A 20,682-nucleotide genomic window follows, 5' to 3' on the forward strand; every position below is an offset into this window, starting at 1 on the left:
CGTAGCACAAGTCCGGTTTGTCCTGTGCTCTTGATCTCCGTGATTGGTCGCTTTGCGGGCTGGTGAGACCACCTTCCGCCGTGGTGAACTTTCTCGCCGTTCGTCGGGGATGGTCATCGAGGGGGAGACTCGTGGGTCGTCGTGCTGTCAGGTTCTGTGCTGCCTGGATACTGCTGGCGCTGGCGTTTTCGCTCGGTTCCGGGCAGGCGGACGCCGCTCAGCTCGCGCCGGGTCACCTGCCGGTATCGGAGTTCACGTCGTGGCTCGGTTCGCTGTTCTCCGGTTCGCCGCACTGGGGCGCGACACCCCGGCAGGCCGCCGGCTCGGCCGACGGCGCGCGCCACGACGCGACCACCGCGGAGACCAGCGCGGACGGCGGCGCCGGGAATGCGCCAGGCCGCGCGCCTGGTGAGCTGGCCCCGGAAGCCGCGCACGACCGTAAGGTGACGCCCGGGCCGAGCGGCCCGGCGACGCGTGGCTTCGACGCCGTGACGAGCCACCGCGACGCGACGAAGTCCTCGGCGACGATGAACTTCTTCACCAATGCCGACGGCTCGGTCACCCGCGACTACACCCGGGAGCCGGTCAACTTCGCCGACGGCCCGTGGGGCTGGCGGCCGATCGACACCTCGGTCCACAGTGGACAGGACGGTCGCTGGCACGAGGCCGCCAACTCCCGGGCCGTCGACTTCGCGGGCAACGCGGCCGACCCGGCGCTGGCCGCCCTCGCCGTCGACGGCGGGCACTCGCTCACGTACGGCCTGCAGGGCGCCGCCCCGGTCGCACCCCGCGTCGACGGCCGGTCCGCGACCTACCCCGGCGTGCTCCGCGACACCGATCTCGCCCTCGAACCGACGGCGACCGGCGTCAAGGAGTCCGTCGTGCTGCGCTCGGCGGCGGCCCCGAGCACCTGGGTGTTCCCGTTGTCCCTCAACGGTTTGACGCCGCGCGCCGAAGCCGACGGCTCGGTGAGCCTGGTCGACGGCGCCGGGGCGGTCCGCGAACGGATCCCGCGCGGCTACGCCTTCGACTCCCGGGTCGACCCGGTTTCCGGCGACCCGGCCACGACGTATGCGGTCGGCTACGCGCTGACGACGTCCGCCGGGGCGCCGGCGCTGAAGGTCACCCTGGACCCGGCGTGGCTGGCCGACCCGGCGCGGGTGTTCCCGGTGACCGTCGACCCGACCTTCACCGACACGCCGTCCTCGACCTACGCCGAGGCCGGCGCGCCCGGCGACCACTCGATGGAGAAGGTCGTCAAGATCGGGTCGTTCAACTCGGGCCCCGACTCGGCGAACACGTTCCTCAAGTTCCCCGCCGACCTCGACGGCTCCCAGGTCACGGTGAGCTCAGCGACGCTGAAGCTGTTCGACACCTGGGCCTCGACGTGCGTCGCCGAACGCTTCGACGTCGCCCCGGTGACGCAGACGTGGACGCCGTCCGGCGTGACCGCCTACCCGGGGCCGTCCTACGGCGCGAGCATCGGCAACGCCACGCCGTCGGTGCCCACCGCGTGCGCCAACCGCGCGGCCGACCGGACGGTGGGCGACTGGGTGAGCGTGCCGTTGTCGGCGGCGACGTTCACCGGCTGGGCCAACGGGTCGGTGGCGGACAACGGCCTCGCCGTCTACGCGGCCACGAACGACACGCTGCACTGGAAGCAGTTCGACTCGTGGCAGATGAACGCCGGCTTCCAGCCGGTGCTGTCGCTGACCACGAGCGGGAACGTGCCGCCGGTCGTCGACTCCGCGTACCCGGGCGCGGGCGGCGTCACGACCAGCCTCGTCCCGTTCCTGTTCGCCACGGCCCACGACATCGACGCCGGCCCAGGCGCGCTGAAGTACCGCTACCAGGTCGCCGACCAGGCGGGTACGACCATCGCCGATTCCGGCCTGGTCGCCGAGGGGACCTGGCGGGTCCCGGCCGGGAAGCTGAAGTACAACCAGACCTACTACTGGGCCGTGCAGGCCTACGACGGCTCGTCCTACTCGGCCGACCCGCCGTGGAACCCGCTCACCGTCGGGGTGGACCAGCCGCTGGTGACGTCGTCGCTGTCGCAGAACACCGGCGTGCACGGCGTCGAGCCGAGCATCGGCAACTACACGACGTCGGCCACCGACGCGGAGGTGCGCAGCGTCGGGCCCGCCCTGTCCGTGGTGCGCGACTACAACTCCCGTGATCCCCGCACGACCGGGGCCTTCGGCGCCGGCTGGTCGAGCGTGGTCGACGCGCGCGCCGCCGAGCAGTACGACTTCGACGGCACCGGCACGGTCGTCAGCGTGCTGGTGACCTACCCGGACGGCTCCGAAGTGGGCTACGGGAAGAACGCCGACGGCACGTTTTCCCCGCCGTCGGGGCGGTTCGCCACCTTCAAGGCGATCACCGGCGGCTACAGCCTCACCGACAAGAACGACACTGTCTACACCTTCACCCAGGCACTCGGTTCGGGCGTCTACCAGCTTTCCTCGATCACGGACGCCAACGGCCGCGCGACGGCCGTGACCACCGCCGGCGGCCGCGCCACCGCGTTGACGTCGGCGGTCTCCGGCCGCGCCCTGCACCTGGCCTGGACCACCCCGGCCGGGGCCACCAGCCCGCACGTCGCCACGGTCTCGACCGACGACCTCACCCCGGGCGCGCCGCTGACCTGGACCTACGGCTACACCGGCGACCAGCTCACCAGCGTCTGCCCGCCGGGCACGACAACCGCCTGCACGCGATACGGCTACCAGGCCGCGTCGCCCTACCGGACCAGCGCGCTCGACCTCGGCCCGCACTCGCTCTGGCCGCTGGCCGAAGCGTCCGGGACGACCGCTGCGAGCGCGGTGCTGACCAACGAAGGCGCCGACAGCGCGACCTACCACGACGTCACGCTCGGCCGGCCCGGCGCGCTGGCGGGCTCGGCGGCGACGTCGGCCGGGTTCAACGGCACCTCGTCGTACGTGCAGCTCCCGCGGGCCGACGCCGCGGCGCCGAACACGATGTCGGTGTCGATGTGGTTCAAGACCGCGGCCACCAACGGAGTCCTGTTCTCCTACAGCACCATGCCGCTGACCGAGGCGACGAGCCCGGCGTCGCAGTACACGCCCGCGCTCTACGTCGGCAACGACGGGAAGCTGATCGGCGAGTACTGGACCGGCGCGACGGACAAGACCGTCACGACCCCGGCCCCGGTCAACGACAACGCCTGGCACCACGTGGTGTTCACGCACTCCTCGACCAGCCAGGGCATGTACCTCGACGGCCAGTTCGTCGGGTCCACGATCGGCGCGATCGTGCCGATGGGCCCGCAGAACCGCTACATCGGCGCGGGTTTCCTCGGCAACCAGTGGCCCGATCAGGCCAACGCCGGCAAGCCCGGCACCGCGACCTTCTTCAACGGCCAGATCGCCGACGTCGCCGTGTGGGACAAGCCCGTGCCCGGCCAGCGCGAACTGGCGCTCTACGAGAGCGGCAAGCAGCAGTCGAGCCTGCTCACGTCGATCACCCGGCCCTCCGGCGCGGTGCACACGACGGTGTCCTACGACCCGGTTTCCGACGCCGTCACGCAGATCGGTGACGAGAACGGCGGCACCTGGAAGTACGCGCCGCTGACCGCGGCCGGCTCCAGCCAGGTCTACCGCGGCGCCGTCCTCGGCTCGCACCCCGAGCTGTATCAGCGATTCGCGGACGCACCGGGCACGGCGGTGCCGGCGGGCGAGGTGAACTACCGGCCGTCGGCCTACACGAACGCGACGCTCGGCGGGCCCGGCCCGTTCACCGACTCGACCGCGGCGAAGTTCCCGGGCACCGTCGCCGGGACGACGCTGCCCGACCACCTCGTCAGCGCGTCGAACACCGCGTCGGTCGAGCTGTGGTTCTCGACGACGTCGGCGGCCGCGGGCACGCTCTTCTCGACCGGGACGTCGGCCCTCGGCACGGCGAACCCGTCCGCCGGGGCGATGCCGGTGCTCTACGTCGGCACCGACGGCAAGCTGCACGGGCACTTCTGGGACAACTCGGTCGCCGGCATGGCTTCGGCGGGCAAGGTCAACGACGGCAAGTGGCACCACGTCGTGCCCACCGGCGCGAACACCGCCCAGGTGCTCTACCTCGACGGCCAGCAGATCGGCACGCTGTCCGCGCAGATCTCCAACGGCGACCCGCTGGCCTTCGTCGGCGCGGGCGTCTACAACACCCGGGGCTGGCCCGCCGCGCCGACCGGGAACACCTGGAACTACTTCACCGGCTCGATCGGCGAGGTCGCCTTCTACCGCTCGTCGCTCGGCGCCGGGGAGGTCGCCCAGCACTTCCTCGCCGCGGGCAACTCGCAGGGTCTCGCCCCGCTGACGACCGCGACGATCACCGACCCCGCGGGCAAGACGTCGACGCAGCAGTACGACCCGGCCGCCGGGAACCACAAGATCGCCGAGACGGACACGGCCGGGCACCGCACCACCTACGGCTACGACACGGCCGGCTTCCTGCACACCAGCACCGACCCCAACGGCAACGTGGTCACCATCGGCCACGACGTGCGCGGCAACACCGTCTCCCAGACCACCTGCCAGGACCAGGCCGCCGAGAAGTGCTCGACGTCGTACTCGACGTACTTCCCGGACGACACCACGGCGCAGCTGACGACGGCCGACGCGCGCAACGACCTGATGCTCACCTCGCGGGACCCGCGCTCCTCGGGCGCGACCGACCCCGCGTACCTGACGTCGTTCGGCTACGACACCGCCGGCAACCGCACCTCCGTGACGACCCCGCCGGTGCCGGGCTTCGCGGGCGGGCGGACCACCGCGATCACCTACAGCGACGGCACGGCGGCCTTCCCCGCGACGGACTCCGGGAACGTGCCCGCCGGGCTGCCGGTGAAGACGACCTCGCCGGGCGGCGCCGTCAACCAGGTGGCCTACCTGCACAACGGGGACGTCGCGAGCACGACCAACGCCGACGGCCTGGTCACCCGCTTCGCCTACGACCCGCTCGGCCGCCTCCTGTCGAAGACGGCCGTGTCCGACAGCTACCCGGCGGGCCTGGTCACCACCTACGCCTACGACGGCAGCGACCAGGTCGTCTCGCAGACCGACCCGGCGGTCACCGACCGGGTGACCGGCGCCGTCCACAACGCCGTCACCTCCAGCGTCTACAACGCCGACGGCAGCCTCACCTCGCAGACCGTCGCCGACGGCACCGGCGGCGACGCCGCCCGGACGTCGGGCTCGACCTACAACGACAAGGACCAGGTCGCCTCCAGTACGGACGCGAACGGCAACATCACCACCTACACCTACGACGTCTACGGCAACAAGAAGAGCGAGACCGACGCCAACGGCACCGAGACCGACTGGACCTACGACGGCGAAGGCCGGCTGCTCACCCAGGGCGTCTGGTACACCGGCAACCCCGCCGACCCGCGGCCCGCGACGTTCCTCGTCCAGAAGTCGAACGCCTACGACCCGGCCGGGCGCCTCGCGTCCGAAACGGACTCGATGGGCGACACCACGTACTACACCTACACCGACAACGGGCTGACCGCGACCGTCACGCGCAAGGACCCTGCCGGGCAGCAGGCGTTCGTCACCGAGTCGAACACCTACGACGCGGCCGGCAACCAGATCGGCACGGTCACCGGCAACGGCGCGAACACCTCGGCGTCCACAGTGGACGCCGCCGGGCGGGTCTCGCGGACCGTCGACGACCCGGCGGGCGCGGCCCGCACGACGTCGGTGTCCTACACCCCGGACGACCAGGTCGCGACCACCACGCAGGCCGACCCGTCGGGACGCAGCCGCACGGTCAGCACCACCTACGACCCGATGGGCGTGCTCACCTCCCGCTCGGTCGCCGCGGACGGCGCCGGGCACCCGGTGGGCTGGTGGAAGCTGAACCAGCCGTCGGGCACCACGGTCACCGACTCCTCCGGCACCGGGAACACCGCGGCGGCCTCGGCCGTCACCTGGTCCGACGGCGCCGCGAACCTCGACGGCACCAGCTCGCAGATCGCCACCAACGGCCCGGTGCTCGACACCACGGCGGCCTACACGGTGTCGGCCTGGGTCAAACCGGCGACGCTCGGCTCGGCGTTCCAGACCTTCGTCGTGCAGAAGGGGACCGTGATGAGCGGTCTCTACCTCGAGTACGACGGCAGCAGCCACAAGTGGTCCTTCTCCCGGTTCGGCACCGACGCCACCAACGCCACCGGCTACCGCGCGGAGTCCGCGGCCGACGCGCAGGCCGGGACGTGGACGCACCTGGCGGGTGTGTACAACCCGGGCACCGGCGCGATGACGCTGTACGTCAACGGCGCGCTGGCCGGCACCACCACCGACCCGACGCCGATGGCGAGCACCGGCCCGCTGGTGCTCGGGCACGGCTGGTACCTCGGCGCCAACGGCAACTACGCCACCGGCCAGGTGGCCGGCGTCCAGGCGTACACCCGCGCGCTGTCCGCGGCGGAGGTCACGACGATCTTCGGCGGCGGCCGCAACGGCGGCACGACGGCGTCTTCGGCGGCCGAGACGACGAGCTGGACCGTCGACCAGCGCGGCCTGCCGACGTCGATGACCGACGCGAACGGCAACGTCACGACCTACGCCGGCGACGAGGCCGGGAACCCGGCGGTGACCACCGCGCCGACCGTCACCACGGAGACCAACGGCGGTCCGGCCACCGCCGTGCACCCGGTCACCACGACCGGGTACAACACCTTCGGCGAGCCGGTCGAGGCCGTCGACCCCGACGGCAACCAGGTGACCACCGTCTACGACGCGGCCGGCCAGCCGGTCTCGGTCACCAACCCGGCGTACACCCCGCCCGGCGGCGGCGCCCCGATCACCGCGACCACCGTGCGCACCTACGACAAGATCGGGCAGGTCCTCACCGAGAAGGATCCGCTGAGCCACGTCACCACCATGAGCTACGACCAGCTCGGTGACGTCGCCCAGGTGACCCGGCCCTCCGGCGCCAAGACGACGTCGACCTACGACACCAACGGCGACCGGCTGTCGGTGACCGACGCGAACGGCGTCCGCACCGAGGCGACCTACGACTTCCTGTCACGGCCGCTGACCTCGACGGTGTTCGAGCGGTACCCGAGCACGCTCACCGCGACCACGACGAACTCCTACACCGCGTCGGCCGGCAACCCCGGCGGCGCGCGCCTGGCCTCGACCACGACCCCCGCCGGCGCCGTCACCTCCTACGGGTACGACGGTCTCGGGCAGACCACCGCGGTCACCGACGCGGCCGGGAACACCACCCGGTACGGGTACAGCTACCTCGGGGAGAAGACGTCGGTCACCGCCGCCGACAACACCGCGACGCTGACCGACTACGACCAGTCGAGCCGCCCGGTGCGCGTCACCGGCAAGGACGCGACCGGAGCCGTGCTGCGGCAGACGTCGGCGGCCTACGACGCGGGCGGCCGCCTCACGTCCGCTGTGGACGGCCGGGGAACCGCGCGGACCTTCACCTACGACAGCGGGAACCGCCTCACCGGGGAGATCCAGCCGGTGTCGGCGACGGCGTCCGTCACGACGTCGTTCGGTTACGACGCGGCGGGCAACCGGACGCGGTCCACCGACGGCCGGGGCAACGCGACGATCACCCGCTACAACGCGTGGAACCAGCCCGAAGCGGTCGTCGAGCCGGCCACCACGGCCTACACCTCGGCCGCGGACCGGACCTTCACCTCGGTCTACGACGCGGCGGCCCGGCCGGTCACGCAGACCCAGCCGGGCGGGGTGACCGTCACGGCGGGCTACGACGACGACGGGAACCTGGTCAGCCAGAGCGGCGGCGGCGCCGAAGCCGCGACGGCCACCCGGACGTTCGGCTACGACCCCGGCGGCCGGATGACTTCGGTGGCCACGACCGAAGCCGGCGTCGCCGGGCACTCGGACCACCAGGCGGCGAGCAGCGAGACGTTCGGCTACAACGACCGCGGGGCGCTGCTCACGGCGAGCGGTTCGGCCGGGTCGTCGTCGTTCGCCTACAACACCGACGGCCTGATGACCTCGCGCACCGACGCGGCGGGCACCACGTCGTACGGCTACGACGGCGCCGACCGGCTCTCGACCGTCACCGACGCGGCGACCGGTGGCACGCAGACGCTGAGCTACAACGCGCTGAGCCAGGTCAGTGGCGTGAAGTACGGGACAGGCAACGCGCGGACGTTCGGCTACGACGGCCTGCACCGGCTGACCGGCGACACGCTGAAGACCGCCGGGGGAGCGGCGGTCGCGTCGGTCGGCTACGGCTACGACGCGAACGACGACCTCACGTCGAAGACGACCGCGGGCTTCGCCGGGTCGGCGGCCAACACCTACACCTACGACCTCGCCGGCCGGCTCGCGTCGTGGAACAACGGCGTCAGCACGGTGGCCTACGGCTACGACGCGGCCGGCAACCGGACCCAGGTGGGCTCGTCGACCTACACCTACGACGCGCGCGACGAACTGACGTCGGACGGCTCGAACACCTACAGCTACAGCGCGCGCGGAACGCTGCGGGAGCGGGCGTCCTCGACCGGCACCCTGGTGTCCGCGTCGGACGCCTTCGGTCAGATGATCGTGCAGGGCACGCAGAACTTCGGGTACGACGGACTGGGCCGGAACCTGACCGACACGACGATCGCGTCCGGCGCGGCGACGACGTTCGCCTTCTCCGGGCAGGGCAACACGATCGCCTCGGACGGCACGTCGACCTACAGCCGCGATCCGGGTGGCGGCCTCGTCGGCGTCGCCACCGGCGGCACCGGCGCGTACGCCTTCGTGGACCAGCACACCGACGTCGTCGGGACGTTCACCGCCACCGGCGGCGCGCTGAGCGGGTCGAGCACCTACGACCCGTTCGGCAACGTGCTGGCGTCGGCGAACGCCAAGGGGCAGCTGGGGTACCAGTCGGGCTGGACGGACCGGTCGACGGGCAACGTCAATATGGCGGCGCGCTGGTACAACCCGGCGGTCGGGCAGTTCATGAACCGGGACTCGGTGGCGAACAGCCCGGTGCCCAACCCGATGGAGGCGAACAAGTTCGCCTACGTCGACGACAACCCGATGACGGGCACGGACCCGTCCGGGCACGGCTGGTTCAGCGACGCGTGGTCGTTCGTGAGCAACCACGTCGTGGCGCCGGCGGCGTCGTTCGTCTACCACCAGGTGATCCAGCCGGCGGCGCACTTCGTCAACACGTACGTGGTGCAGCCGATCGTGCACGTGGCGGTGGCGAGCTACCACGTCGTGCGGGACGCCTACCACGCGGCGGGGCGGGTGGTCCGCAACGCCTACCACGCGGTGGTCCGGTACGCGAAGAAGGTGTACCACGCGGCGGTGCACGTGGTGAAAACCGCGTACCACGCGGTCACGAAGGCGGTGAAGACAGCGGCCCACGCGGTGGCCCACGCGGCGACGGCGGTGGCGCACGCGGCGGTGTCGGCGGCGAAGACGGTGGGCCACGCGGTGTCGACGGCGGCGACGGCCGTGGGCCACGCGGCAGCTTCGGCGGCATCGCACGTGGCGACATTCGTGAAGGACCACGCGTCGACGATCGCGGGCATCGCGGCGGGCGTGCTGGTCGGCGCGGCCTGCACGGCAGCGACGCTGGGCATCGGAGCGGTCGGCTGCGCGGCGATCGGTGGCGCGGTCGGTGGCGCGGTGTCCTACGGGATGGATTGCTCGAAGGCGCACAACTGCTCGGTCGGCGGCGCGGTGGAGGCGGTCGGCCTGGGCGCGCTGGGCGGTGCGCTGGGCGCGGGCCTGGCGGGCCCGCTGGGCGGCAAGCTGGTGGCGGAGGCCCTGGACGGGGTGCTGCCCCAGGCGGCGACGCAGGGCTTGATCGGCGCGGGTGCCGGAGCGGTCAGCGGCGGCGTGACGGCGTTGGCGGGCTACGGCATGAACTGCGGCCGCGACTGCTCGGTGGGCGGCGCGTTGTCGGCGGCGGGGACGGGTGCGCTGGCCGGCGGTGTCGGTGGTGCGGCGTTCGGGGCGCTGGGCGGTTTGCGGGCTCGTGGTCGCAGTTCGGCGGAGGAGCCGTCGACGTGCGCGGTGCACAGTTTCCTCGCTTCCACCAAGGTGCTGCTGGCGGACGGTTCTGCGAAGCCGATCTCGTCGCTGAAGGTCGGTGATCGGGTCCGGAACTCTCAGCCGGGCACGGCGGGTGTGGAGTCACACGCGGTCGACCGGGTGATCAAGACGGCGACGGACCACGACTTCGTGGCGTTGAAGGTGAAGTCGTTGCGCCGGGTGGCAGGTCGCGTGGCGGCGGGCCTGGCACTGGCGGCCGGTGTCCTGGCCGGAGGAGCTGCGCCGGCGTCGGCTTCCGAACCGGCGACGATCACGACGACGTTCCACCACCCGTTCTACGACGTGACGCGAGGGGCGTTCGTCGAGGCGGTGGATCTGCAGGTCGGTGACCGGTTGCAGACCGCGGACGGCGACGAGGCGTCGGTCGAGGCGGTGACGCCGTACCACTCGACGGAGGTCACGTACGACCTGACGATCGACTCGCTGCACACGTACTACGTGTTCGCGGGCGCCACCCCGGTGCTGGTGCACAACTGCGGTGTCAGTGGCGTTCCCAGCGCGCGTGGCCCGGCCGGCCGGGCTGCCTCTGTCGATATCGATAGCGCTCGGCCCGGCTGGTCGGTCGAGGGACAGCTCCAGCTCGCGCAGCAGCGAGTGCCGGCATATGCGCTGTTCAATCGGACAGCGGCGACCTCGAACCGCACCTACGTGGGCGGCGTCAACACGGACACCGGCGAGATTGCGCTGGCTTCGTCGGGAGGAGGACCTCAAGGATGCGCCGGGCACTGCGCCGAAGGGAACGCGTTGATGGCACTCGGCGGTGACCCAGCCAACGTGATGTTCACCGAAGCATTCACCGTCAACCGTGGGGCGGGCGGCAATCTTCAAGCGGTGCCGAAGCAAGTCTGCGCAGCGTGCCAGAGCGACTTCCCGGACCGGTCGGCGTTCGCTCCGGGGGTCACCGGAGCACCGGGGGGTGCGTGGGGCGATGGCGGATAGGATGCGACAGTGAAACTCGTGGAACTCGAAATTGCCCTGCACGACTGGTCGCGGGAACACTGTGCCTGTGGCCGTTCGGCCGAGCACGTAGCGGAAGATCTGAGGCGACTTGCCAGGGCCGACGAGTCGAGCGGTCTCGGCACCGAGGTCTTCGAGGGCCATGTCTTCGTCTCGTCGTTCGTCCATGAGCCGGCTGTTCCGGTCGTCTCAGTAGCGCTGGCCGCGTTGGCGGACGATATTTCGGACTACGCGCGGACCAGATTCCTCGAACTGCTTCTCTTTCTGGTCGGCGACGATGGCCAATCGGAGCGGGCCGCACAGGCTGGCCGGAATCTCGCCGCCGAGTGCGTAGTAGCGGCCGAACCGGGCATCTGGTTGCTGTACTCGGAGGTCTTCTCAGGGCGGCGGGTCGATTCCGCAGCTTACGCGTACGAGACGCTCTCTCTGGTCGAAAAAGACGAAGATCGACTCGAGCTCGCCCGGGCCGCTGCGGGCGAGCTGCTGCCGGGAGATCTGCGATAAGCTCCAAACAGCACGAAATATTTGCGGCGTCTAGGCTGGATGTTCGGTGCCATTGAACCTTGGAGCGTGTCTTAGCGGGGGTTCGTCGGGGCGTAATGGATTATTTGTCCCGGCGTCGGTGCCGGATGAGCTGTGGGCGCTGGTGACACCGCTGAATCCGGAGCATGGAGTCCGCCCGCGGGACTGGCTCCAGGGCTGTTGTCGCCTTTTGCTTCTGTCTTGGGTATCCGGACGGAATCTCGGCTGTCCTGTTTGCTGGTGACGGCGGTGGCGGAATCAACGCCTTCGCGCTCTGGGAAGGTGCGATGAGTATGATCAGCCGAGGGTGAATTTTCCTTCCGTGCCGATCCGTAGGGGGAGTAGATGAAGATTTACGTGTCATCCCTCCGGCAGTCGACCCTGGACCTCTGGTCGAGGTTGCTGCCCGCGTCGAAAATGATCGAGTTCGCCAACCGAGGTAGCCGGTCGCTTGGAGCTGACGTGCTCGTGATGTCCGGAGTTTGGGCGTTCGACCGCTACGGTGGTAGTCCGGGCAGGGAGGTGGCGCAGGTCTTGCCCAACTCCAGAGATGATGGCATGCCTGAGTGGATTGTCGTGCCGCCCTTCCGTCCGGTCGTCGAGAGCGATGGAAGAGTGTCGATCAGGGACGATTTCAAGCAAGTCAGCCTTGCTTACTATGCCGTTCTTCAGTCTCTCAGGGTGGTGAGAGCTGAATTCGGCGACTCGGTGACTGTAGCGCTGGATCTACCGTTGCTCGGAATGGATGATCCCGGCGACGAGTCGACTCCGGTGTCGGTGGCTCGGGCCATCGAGGCATTTGTGGGCGAGTGAGCAGGCGCTCCTCGCGGAGGAGTGAGTGTCGGCATTCGGTCGGTTTGTGCGAGGGTGACTACCTTACGGAAATTTATTGTTCAATCGGCTGACGGTCTCCAGGGAATGTTCGGGTATGTCGTGGTAGAAGGTCGAGATATCCATGAACTTCCTCCGGAGGAATGGGGTGATTTGAGTCCAGGCCTGGTCGGATGTGTCGTTGAGGTCCAGATCGTATGCATCCACCCCTTTGGGGTCGGTGTTTATCTGGCGGCTCAAGCTGCCTACGGGCACGTGAACGCTCCTCATGTGACGGCCGGCCGATTCACGGTCGAAGGGGTCTCGACGCGTATCGGCGAGGTTCGGAGGGCGTTGGTACTGGCGGCAGACCCCGGTCGCCAGCCCACCTTGACGGTGGCGGCCGAAGTGGTGGCCCCGAACGGTGTGCGTGGATTGGGCACCAGTATGGCCAGAACGTTTGGTAGCATGACCCCGCGTGTTGCGGGCAGATGTCGAGGCGACCGGGCACCATGGCGGATGCGCCGAAATCGGGGCGCTTTGCCGGTTGGAAGAGCAGCAAGTTCCCATCGAAGGTGCAGAGGGTTTGGCTGTGCATGTCGCCGGCGGTTCGCAGGGATACGGGCCGGAAGTACACGGCATGGTAAAGCCGTTCTGTCCCGCGTGTGAAAATTGTTCGACTACCTCGGCGGGGGGACAATGAAGTGACCATCGATCATAGTGCGGCGTTAACCGATCGTGCTCGGTCATTCTTGGGGGATGGCATCTTGTCGCCACGTTGGAGTCGGGGGGTTACGGCCTCCGAAGTGGTGATCGATAATTCCATAGGCGAAGAAATGAAGGAAATCGCTAAGCGATTCGGGGACGAGTTGATTGAATTCGACTCCAGCTTCGGTGGTCGGGTCGTTCCGATTTATGGTGGCGTCTTGGAAGGTGAGCTCGAATTGGGCTGTGGTGCAGGCGAGACTGTTCTGCGACGGAAGCCTGATGGGGGATTGTTTGCCCGGGTCGCACGCCATGATTCTGCCCAATGTTCCATAGTGATGGCGACGGACGGTCGACTGGGTTGCTCATGGTCGGACGAGTTTCATCCACTTTTCGACTCCGTGGCCGATTTCATCGAAGATTGCACCCGTTGGAACTTGGTTCGTACGTGGCGATATGTGGCGATTGTGGATGCGGATGTAGATTCACTCGGTGAAATTCCTGCTCTACTTGAGCTCGAAGAGTCTCTTTCGGGCAGTCTGTCTTCGTGGTGGTCAGGCGATGATGTTGCAGTTGTTTGTCACTGCTTCCTCAATCCCGGACGGGAACCGTCTCGGCAAGTGATGGTTCTGACTGCCGGCGATGCGCGAACCAGTTCATTGCGTCATGATCTGGCGCGGGCCGGGTGTGGGGAACGGCAATTTCTTCCGGCTGATATCCGAGGTCGAGTAAAGTAGGACCTACGAGGAGTTTGTGACACCTTCGTGCGGCTGGAGCTCTGCACTGTCGTTTCTTTGCGTGACGACCGGGTCATTGCGCGTCGGTCTTGGAGGTGGGCGGAGTATATCTGGCATCATTTCATATGATGCAGTCTATTTCCGAGTGGCTGCAGGCTGACCTTTATCAACGGCAAGCTCATCATTACCGGCACTGATGGGCCGGCCTCGGTTGATGGAGATGTCGGAGCGCTCGATGAGATTGGAATCCGGCGACAAAGAGATAGCGGTGAAATTCCAGGCAAGTACCATCGGTTCGAGGATATTCGAATACCCGCCATGGAGTGAACCGTGGGGCGGGCGGAGGCGTTGATGCCATGCCGAAGCCGGCTTGTGTCGCGTGCCAGAGCGACTGCCCGAACCGATTCGCGTTCACTCCGGGCGTCACCGGTGCGCCGGGAGGTGTGTGGGATGATGACGCATGGGACACTGCCGTGAAACGTGGAACTCGAATCGCGCGGCTCAACTGGTCGCGGGAACACTGCGCCCGCGGCCGATCGGCAAAATACGTCGCGGAAGAGCTGGGGGCGGTTCGCGCTTGCCGACGAGTCGGGCGACTTCGGCACTTCTGTAGTGCTGGCCGCGTTGGCGGACGATGTTTCGGACTATGCGCGCGCCAGATTCCACGACCTGCTTCTCCTGAAATCTGAACTGCTCCGCGTGTGTTGTCGGACATGATTCTTGCCGAATCGCGGCGACTGTGTCGGAAAGTGACCTGTGCCTGGTTTGTCGCGCTTGACTGTTTCCGTTGAATTTTGTTACAGGGCAAGGGAACGCGGTGACCCCGCTTCCAGTAGCGTGTGCGATGCGTCCGGGGTCGTGGCGCGTTTCCGTTCTGGAGGAATTCCGTGGGTGCTCGTCAAGAAAGACGTCTGCTCGAGAACGCCGCTCCGTTCATGCGGGCCGGCGAGCAGGTGGAACTGGTCGCCATGGCCAAAGTGGGCTCGGTGGCGAAGTCGGTCGGGAAGTCCGTTGCCTTCGGGGTGGCCGTCGGGGTGCTCAGTGGTGGCACCATGATGGCGCTGCCGGTTCAGGCTGAGGCGTATGTCGTGCTGACGGACCGGCAGATCCTGTTCTTCCGGTCCTACAGCGGGTCGCCGGGCAAGCACATCTTCGGCGCGCCGCGGCACCTCGTGGCGATCACCGAGCCGAAGTCGGGTTTTCTGCTGAAGTTCCAGTTGTACGTCCAGGGTTGGAACCAGGCTCTGGCCTTGACCGTGCCGCCCCTTCCGCCGCGCGTGCGCAAGCGTGGGGTCGCCTTGACCGGGCTTCTGCCGCGGATCGTGCCGGTTTCGGTCTGACCGCCGACGACGCGCCGGCGCCGGTCAGGTCATGACCGGCGCCGGCCCAGGCGTGTTCGCGTCCGCTCAGCCGCAGTGTTCGAAGTCGCTCGTGTACAACACTCCGCCCGCTGTGCCGCCCCACTTGACGCACTTGTTCGCCGCCGCGGCCTTTACCGGGCCGGCGAAGTAGGAGAACGCGCCCGAATCCGTCTGTCGCGCCGAACCCTGGACCTCCAGGAACGCCGACGTCGCCGTGGGCGTCCCGGCGGATGCGCTCTTCATCGTGCTGACGCAGTTCTGGCCGTTGGCCGCGTTGTACGACAGGTACGCCGTGCCCGCTGTGCCTAGCGGCTGCGAGTCGATGACGGCGTAACCGCCGCCGCAGGCCGGGGCGCCCAGCGCTGCTTCGGTGATCGTCGCGTAGCGGATCGTGTCGTTCGCGTGCAGTTCCGGGCCTGCCTCGAACAGCACGCCGGCCGATGTCTGGGACAGCTGCACCATGTCCGAGTACGCCGCGTCCTGGCCCCAGACGAGGAGGCTCGCGTCCGTGCCCGTCCAGTTGCCGCCCTCGTCGAACGACGAGTGCACCCGCAGCTGCTTGCGGCGGTCGCACGTGGACGGTGCGGTGAACAGGATCCGGTCGTACTTGCCGCCGGTGTCGGTGGCGCTCATCCGGGCCGTCGAACCCTCGACGACCGGGGTGACGAGGTCGGTGGCGAAGGTGAACTTGGTGCTGAAGGTCGCGCCGCCGTCGGAGCTGATCGCGTAGGCGCGGTTGTGCGTGCCGTCGGCCAGGCACTTGTCGTCGTCGTTCGCCTGGTTGCGGGCGGCGGCGTAGATCCGGCCGTCGGCCAGCTCGGTGACGCTGATCTCCTGCGGGTTCAGCGCGCTCGACGTCGGCTTGTCGGTGGCCCCGAGGTGCCAGGTGCTGCCCTGGTCGTCGCTGTACATCAGGGCGCCGATGTTCGAGTAGCCCAGGCCGGCGACGAGCCGGCCCTTGTGCGTGCCGCGGGTGAGCACGATCCCGTGCGACGGCCCGGTGGCCAGCCAGCTCGGCGCGCTCGCGAAGCCCAGCTCGGTGGTCAGCACCTTCGGCGCGCCCCACGTCTTCCCGTTGTCCTCGCTGATCGAGACGCGCGGGATCCGGCCGCAGGCGGGGTTGGTGTAGCACTGCATCGTCGAGAGCAGCACGACGCGGTTGCTGCCCGGGATGACGATCGGCGCCGGGTTGCCCTTCGTGTCGCCGTTGGCCTTGATGACGACCTGCAGCGCGCTCCACGTCTTGCCGCCGTCGGTCGAGCGCTTCATGACGAGGTCGATCGCGCCGAGGTCGTTGCAGACGCTGGCGCCGTCGTTGCGGCCCTCGGCGAACGCGAGCAGCGCGCCGTCGTTGGCCTTCACGATGGTGGGAATGCGGTAGCAGTCATGGCCTTCGGTGTTCTTGGCGAAGACCAGGGTGCTCGCCACGTCGGCTTGCGCGGTGCCGATGGCGGCCGGGACGGCGACAACGGCGGCGCACCCCAGCAGCCCGGCCAGCAGGCCTCGGGCGATACGGGTGAACTTCACGGTGGGGACTCCCTACGAATTCGTTCTACGTCCTACGTCTCGGCGGTAGCCTCGACCCGGCCCGTACAAGACCCGTACAACCCGGCGTATAACGACCTATACGTGACCGGTAGGGAAACGTCAGGTGAACGCGGCCAGCGTCCCGAACCCGGTCGCGAACACGAGCAGCGTCGACAGGAGACCCAGCAGCAGCGCCCGGCCGCCGCCGCGCAGGAGCGGGCCGAGCCGGACGGCGCAGCCGAGGCCGAACAGCGCGCCCGCGAGCAGGAGTGTCGACGCGGTCTTCGCGACGTCGAGCGCGAACGCCGGGACCAGGCCGGTGCTGCGGACGGCGACCATCGCGAGGAAACCGAGGACGAACAGCGGCACGAGCGGCGCGTGGCCGCCGCGGCGGGTGCGTTCGGTGGCGCCGACGATCGCGACCATCGGGGCGAGCAGCACGACCCGGCTCAGCTTCACCACGATCGCGATCGTCACGGCGCCGGCGCCCGCCGGCCCGGCCGCGGCGACGACCTGGGCGACCTCGTGCACCGAGATCCCGGCCCAGCTGCCGGTGCGGACCGCGTCCAGGCCGAGCCAGTGGGCGAGCAGCGGGAGCACGCCGAGGGCGAGGCTGCCGTAGCAGGTGACGAGCGCGACCGCCGTCGCGACGTCGGAGTCCTCGCGGTCGACGACGCCCTCCATGGCGGCGATCGCCGACGCGCCGCAGATCGAGAACCCCGTCGCGACCAGCAGGGCGAGCCCGCGCGGCACCCGCACCAGCTTGCCGAGGCCGAGGGTGCCGAGGAAGGTGACCGCGACCGTCACCACCACGGCGGCGAGGGTGCCGGGGCCGAGGCTGAGCACCGTCGGCAGCGCGAGCTGCAGGCCGAGCAGGACGACGCCCGCGCGCAGCAGGCGCTTCGTGACGCGCGCGACGGCTTGGCGGTGCTCGTCGGCCAGCAGTGGCGTGCTCCCGACGGCGATGCCCAGCACGACGGCCACGGTGAGCGCGCCGGCCACCGGCCACGCCGAGCTCAGCGCGTACGCCGCCGCGACGCCCAGTCCGGTGATCACGAGGCCGGGCAGGAGCGGTTTCGCCGTCGTGAGTGCCATGTACCCAGCGTCGCCCGGTCGTGGCCGTCGCGGTAGCCGTCCGTGACGACGTAGGTCATAGACTGGGGCTATGACCGGACCGGATCTGGACTCGCTGCGCCTGCTGGTGCTCGTCGACGACCTCGGCAGCGTCGGCCAGGCGGCCACGGCGCTGGGCATCGCGCAACCCTCGGCCAGCAAACGGTTGTCCACTTTGGAGCGTCAGCTGGGACTGTCCCTCGTGGACCGGACGCGGCGTGGTTCGGCGCTGACCCCGGACGGCCGGGTCATCGCGGGCTGGGCCCACCGCGTGCTGGCCGAAGTGGACGGGCTGCGGACCGGCGCGGCGGCGCTGCGCACCCAGCGCGGCGCGAAACTGCGCGTCGCGGCGAGCATGACGCTGGCCGAGCACTTCGTGCCCGCGTGGATCGGCGAGGTCAAACGGACCGAGCCGGACACCGACGTCGGGCTCGAGGTGGTCAACTCCGAGCACGTCGCGAACCTGGTGACGCACGGGCGGGTGGACCTCGGGTTCGTCGAGTCGCCGGGACCGTGGCCGGGCCTGAGCACGCGCCGGGTCGCGACGGACCGGCTCGTGGTCGTCGTCCCGCCCGGGCACCGCTGGGCGCGACGACGTCGTCCGCTCACCGCCGCGGAGCTGGCCGCGACGCCGCTGGTGGTGCGCGAACCCGGGTCGGGTACCCGCGAGACCGTCGAGGCGGCGCTGCGCCGTGCGGGCACCGGGCCGGTGAAACCGTTGCTGGAACTGGGATCGGCGTCGGCGGTGCGCAACGCCGTGATCTCCGGCGCGGGTCCCGCGGTGATCAGTGATCTCGACGTCGTGCGCGAGGTGGCCGGGCGCCGGCTGGTGCCGGTGGCGGTGGACGGTGTCGACCTCGGGCGGGTGTTGCGGGCGGTGTGGCCGGCGGGGCGGCGGCTGGCCGGGCCGGCCGCGGATCTGCTGGCGCTGGCGGTCAAGTCCCGGGCGTGAGGTGGGCTTCGAGGGTTTCGCAGGTGTCGGCGAGCAGCCGGGTGCGGTCGCCGGTGCGGGTCGCCAGCACGACGTGGCACGGCTCGACTCCCTCCATCGGCACGGTGGTGACGTCCGGCCGGAGCCGGCTGCGGCGGACGACCGCCGGGGCGATCGCCACCAGCTGGCCGGCGGCGATCAGCTCGTACTTCTCCTCGTAGCTCTCGAGGAGCGGGCCGTCCGGCGCGGGGCGGCCGTCGGGGCGCGGGTCGACGCGCCAGAACGCGTTCCAGGCCGGGTCGGCCAGCCGGGGGAGCGGTTCGTCGGCGATGTCGTCGAGGGTGACCGACGCGCGGCCGGCGAGGCGGTGGTCGGCGGCGACCACCAGCACGCGCTCCTCGTCGTAGAGCGGCGTGACGTCGAGTCCCTCGGCCGGCAGCGGCAAGCGGGTGACCGCGACGTCGATGCGGTGCTCCAGCAGCGCGGCGGCCGTCTCGTTCCAGCCGAGGTGGCGCGTCACGAACTCGGCGTCCGGGTGGTGGCGGCGCAGGTCCCGCACGGCCGGGGTGACGAACAGGTTGGTCAGGTAGCCGATGGTGAGCCGGCCGGGTGTGGCCGCGGCGCGGGTGCTCGCCGCCGCCTGCGCGGCCGACCGCAGCAGCGCCTCGGCGCGGGGCAGGAAGACCTCGCCGGCCTCGGTGAGCCGGCTGCCTTGCGGCGTGCGGTCCAGCAATCGCGCGCCGAGCTGCCCTTCGAGGCGGCGGATCTGCCGGCTCAGTGACGGCTGCGTCGTGTGCAGCGCGGCCGCGGCCCGGCCGAAGTGCCGGTGTTCGGCGACGGCGGTGAAGTACCGCACCAGCCGCAGGTCGAGGTCGGTCATGCCCCCAGTGTAGGCCGCTGAGCTGTGGTGATGCCTGAGGCGTATGGCTCGATGAAGGACAGGCGTTGGACGTTCCCGCTCGCCCGGCCGAACCATGGAAGCACAGTCGGTCCAGCACGAGGAGCTTGAAATGCGTGTGTTCGTCACCGGTGCGACGGGGTTCGTCGGGAGCGCGGTCGTCCGCGACCTGCTCGACGCGGGGCACGAGGTCGTGGGCCTAGCCCGCTCGACGGAGAAGGCCGCGGCCCTCGCGGCCGCCGGCGCTTCGGTCCGCCACGGCGTCCTGGAGGACCTCGACGGTCTCCGCGAGGCGGCCACCGCGTCGGACGCCGTCATCCACACCGCCTACGTCCACGACAACTTCGCCGACCTCACGGCCGCCGCCGCGACGGACGCGGCCGCCATCGCCGCCCTCGGCGCGGCCCTCGAAGGGACCGGGAAACCGCTGGTCGTCACCGCGGCGACCGGCCCGGTGGCGCCCGGCCGGCTCGCCGCGGAGGACGACGTCGCCGACCCGGCGTTCCCACGCGCCGGGTCCGAGGCCGCAGCACTCGGGTTCGCCGAGCGCGGGGTGCGCGCGTCGGTGCTGCGGCTGCCGCAGTCGGTGCACGCCGAAGGGGACCGTCACGGGTTCGTACCGGCGCTGATCCGGCTGGCGCGCGAGAAGGGCGTCTCGGCGTACCCGGGCGACGGTTCCGGGCGGTGGGCCGCGGTGCACCGGCTCGACGCGGCGCGGGCGTACCGGCTGGCCGTCGAGACGGGGCAGTCGGGCGTCCGGCTGCACGCCGTCGGCGACGAGGGGGTGCCGCTGCGGGTCGTCGCCGAGCGGATCGGGCGTGGGCTGGACCTGCCGGTGGCGTCGGCGGCCGCGTCGCACTTCGGCTGGCTCGCGAAGTTCGCCGGGGAGGACTCGCCGGCGTCGAGCGTGCTGACGCAGAAGCGGCTCGGCTGGGTTCCGGAGCACCAGGGCCTGGTCGCGGACCTGGAAGCCGGGCACTACTTCGAGTGAGCTGACCTGGCGGGTTGCCGCCGATCCAACGGCGATATATCGTGTGAATGTCGGCGATAC

At 69.9% G+C, this 20,682-nt stretch carries 11 protein-coding genes and 1 pseudogene; 8 read left to right on the forward strand and 4 right to left on the reverse strand.

Annotation, left to right across the window (positions count from 1 at the left end; genetic code table 11):
- Window positions 1-131: 131 nt before the first annotated feature.
- From OG439_RS08310 to OG439_RS08325, 5 genes and pseudogenes are all read left to right on the forward strand, one after another.
- Window positions 132-11,009: a LamG-like jellyroll fold domain-containing protein gene (locus tag OG439_RS08310; protein ID WP_326948783.1), complete on the forward strand. Its 10,878-nt coding sequence runs from the start codon at window positions 132-134 to the stop codon at window positions 11,007-11,009.
- 9 nt (window positions 11,010-11,018) lie between these two features.
- Window positions 11,019-11,531 (forward strand): hypothetical protein, encoded by a 513-nt coding sequence (locus OG439_RS08315; RefSeq protein ID WP_326948784.1) that lies wholly within the window; start codon window positions 11,019-11,021, stop codon window positions 11,529-11,531.
- 95 nt (window positions 11,532-11,626) lie between these two features.
- Window positions 11,627-11,712 (forward strand): annotated as a pseudogene (locus tag OG439_RS50040) (IS5/IS1182 family transposase); the annotation flags it as partial.
- Between the two features lie 182 nt (window positions 11,713-11,894).
- Window positions 11,895-12,362, forward strand: a complete 468-nt coding sequence (locus tag OG439_RS08320; protein WP_326948785.1) for a hypothetical protein — start codon at window positions 11,895-11,897, stop codon at window positions 12,360-12,362.
- Between the two features lie 701 nt (window positions 12,363-13,063).
- A complete protein-coding gene (locus tag OG439_RS08325) occupies window positions 13,064-13,801 on the forward strand; it encodes a hypothetical protein (RefSeq protein WP_326948786.1) in 738 nt (245 codons plus the stop codon).
- Window positions 13,802-13,936: 135 nt separating this feature from the next.
- Here the strand turns inward: OG439_RS08325 and OG439_RS08330 are convergent, their stop codons facing one another.
- A complete protein-coding gene (locus OG439_RS08330; RefSeq protein WP_326948787.1) occupies window positions 13,937-14,092 on the reverse strand; it encodes a hypothetical protein in 156 nt (51 codons plus the stop codon).
- A gap of 644 nt (window positions 14,093-14,736) precedes the next feature.
- Between OG439_RS08330 and OG439_RS08335 the strand changes: the two genes are divergently transcribed.
- Window positions 14,737-15,141, forward strand: coding sequence for a hypothetical protein (locus OG439_RS08335; RefSeq protein ID WP_326948788.1), 405 nt, complete (start codon window positions 14,737-14,739; stop codon window positions 15,139-15,141).
- Window positions 15,142-15,207: 66 nt separating this feature from the next.
- Here OG439_RS08335 and OG439_RS08340 read toward each other — a convergent pair whose 3' ends face one another.
- Complete coding sequence (locus tag OG439_RS08340; RefSeq protein ID WP_326948789.1) at window positions 15,208-16,689, reverse strand: sialidase family protein; 1,482 nt, start codon at window positions 16,687-16,689, stop codon at window positions 15,208-15,210.
- A 120-nt stretch (window positions 16,690-16,809) separates the two neighbouring features.
- The gene (locus OG439_RS08345; protein WP_326948790.1) at window positions 16,810-17,784 is read right to left on the reverse strand and encodes a YeiH family protein; all 975 of its coding nucleotides are present in this window, start codon (window positions 17,782-17,784) and stop codon (window positions 16,810-16,812) included.
- A gap of 70 nt (window positions 17,785-17,854) precedes the next feature.
- Between OG439_RS08345 and OG439_RS08350 the strand changes: the two genes are divergently transcribed.
- Window positions 17,855-18,754 (forward strand): LysR family transcriptional regulator, encoded by a 900-nt coding sequence (locus OG439_RS08350; RefSeq protein WP_326948791.1) that lies wholly within the window; start codon window positions 17,855-17,857, stop codon window positions 18,752-18,754.
- On the opposite strand, the gene OG439_RS08355 is transcribed toward OG439_RS08350, so the two are convergent.
- Complete coding sequence (locus tag OG439_RS08355; RefSeq protein ID WP_326948792.1) at window positions 18,738-19,613, reverse strand: LysR substrate-binding domain-containing protein; 876 nt, start codon at window positions 19,611-19,613, stop codon at window positions 18,738-18,740. The genes OG439_RS08350 and OG439_RS08355 overlap by 17 nt on opposite strands.
- A 130-nt stretch (window positions 19,614-19,743) precedes the next feature.
- On the opposite strand from OG439_RS08355, the gene OG439_RS08360 reads away from it, so the two are divergent.
- Window positions 19,744-20,622, forward strand: a complete 879-nt coding sequence (locus tag OG439_RS08360; protein ID WP_326948793.1) for an SDR family oxidoreductase — start codon at window positions 19,744-19,746, stop codon at window positions 20,620-20,622.
- Window positions 20,623-20,682: the final 60 nt, after the last annotated feature.

Source organism: Amycolatopsis sp. NBC_01307 (assembly GCF_035975215.1).
Taxonomy (GTDB): Bacteria; Actinomycetota; Actinomycetes; order Mycobacteriales; family Pseudonocardiaceae; genus Amycolatopsis.

Coding starts and splice junctions, on each gene's coding strand:
- OG439_RS08355 (WP_326948792.1), bottom strand. CDS start 19,613: ATGACCGACCTCGACCTGCGGCTGGTGCGGTACTTCACCGCCGTCGCC.
- OG439_RS08335 (WP_326948788.1), top strand. CDS start 14,737: ATGCGGGCCGGCGAGCAGGTGGAACTGGTCGCCATGGCCAAAGTGGGC.
- OG439_RS08350 (WP_326948791.1), top strand. CDS start 17,855: ATGACCGGACCGGATCTGGACTCGCTGCGCCTGCTGGTGCTCGTCGAC.
- OG439_RS08345 (WP_326948790.1), bottom strand. CDS start 17,784: ATGGCACTCACGACGGCGAAACCGCTCCTGCCCGGCCTCGTGATCACC.
- OG439_RS08320 (WP_326948785.1), top strand. CDS start 11,895: ATGAAGATTTACGTGTCATCCCTCCGGCAGTCGACCCTGGACCTCTGG.
- OG439_RS08330 (WP_326948787.1), bottom strand. CDS start 14,092: ATGGTACTTGCCTGGAATTTCACCGCTATCTCTTTGTCGCCGGATTCC.
- OG439_RS08360 (WP_326948793.1), top strand. CDS start 19,744: ATGCGTGTGTTCGTCACCGGTGCGACGGGGTTCGTCGGGAGCGCGGTC.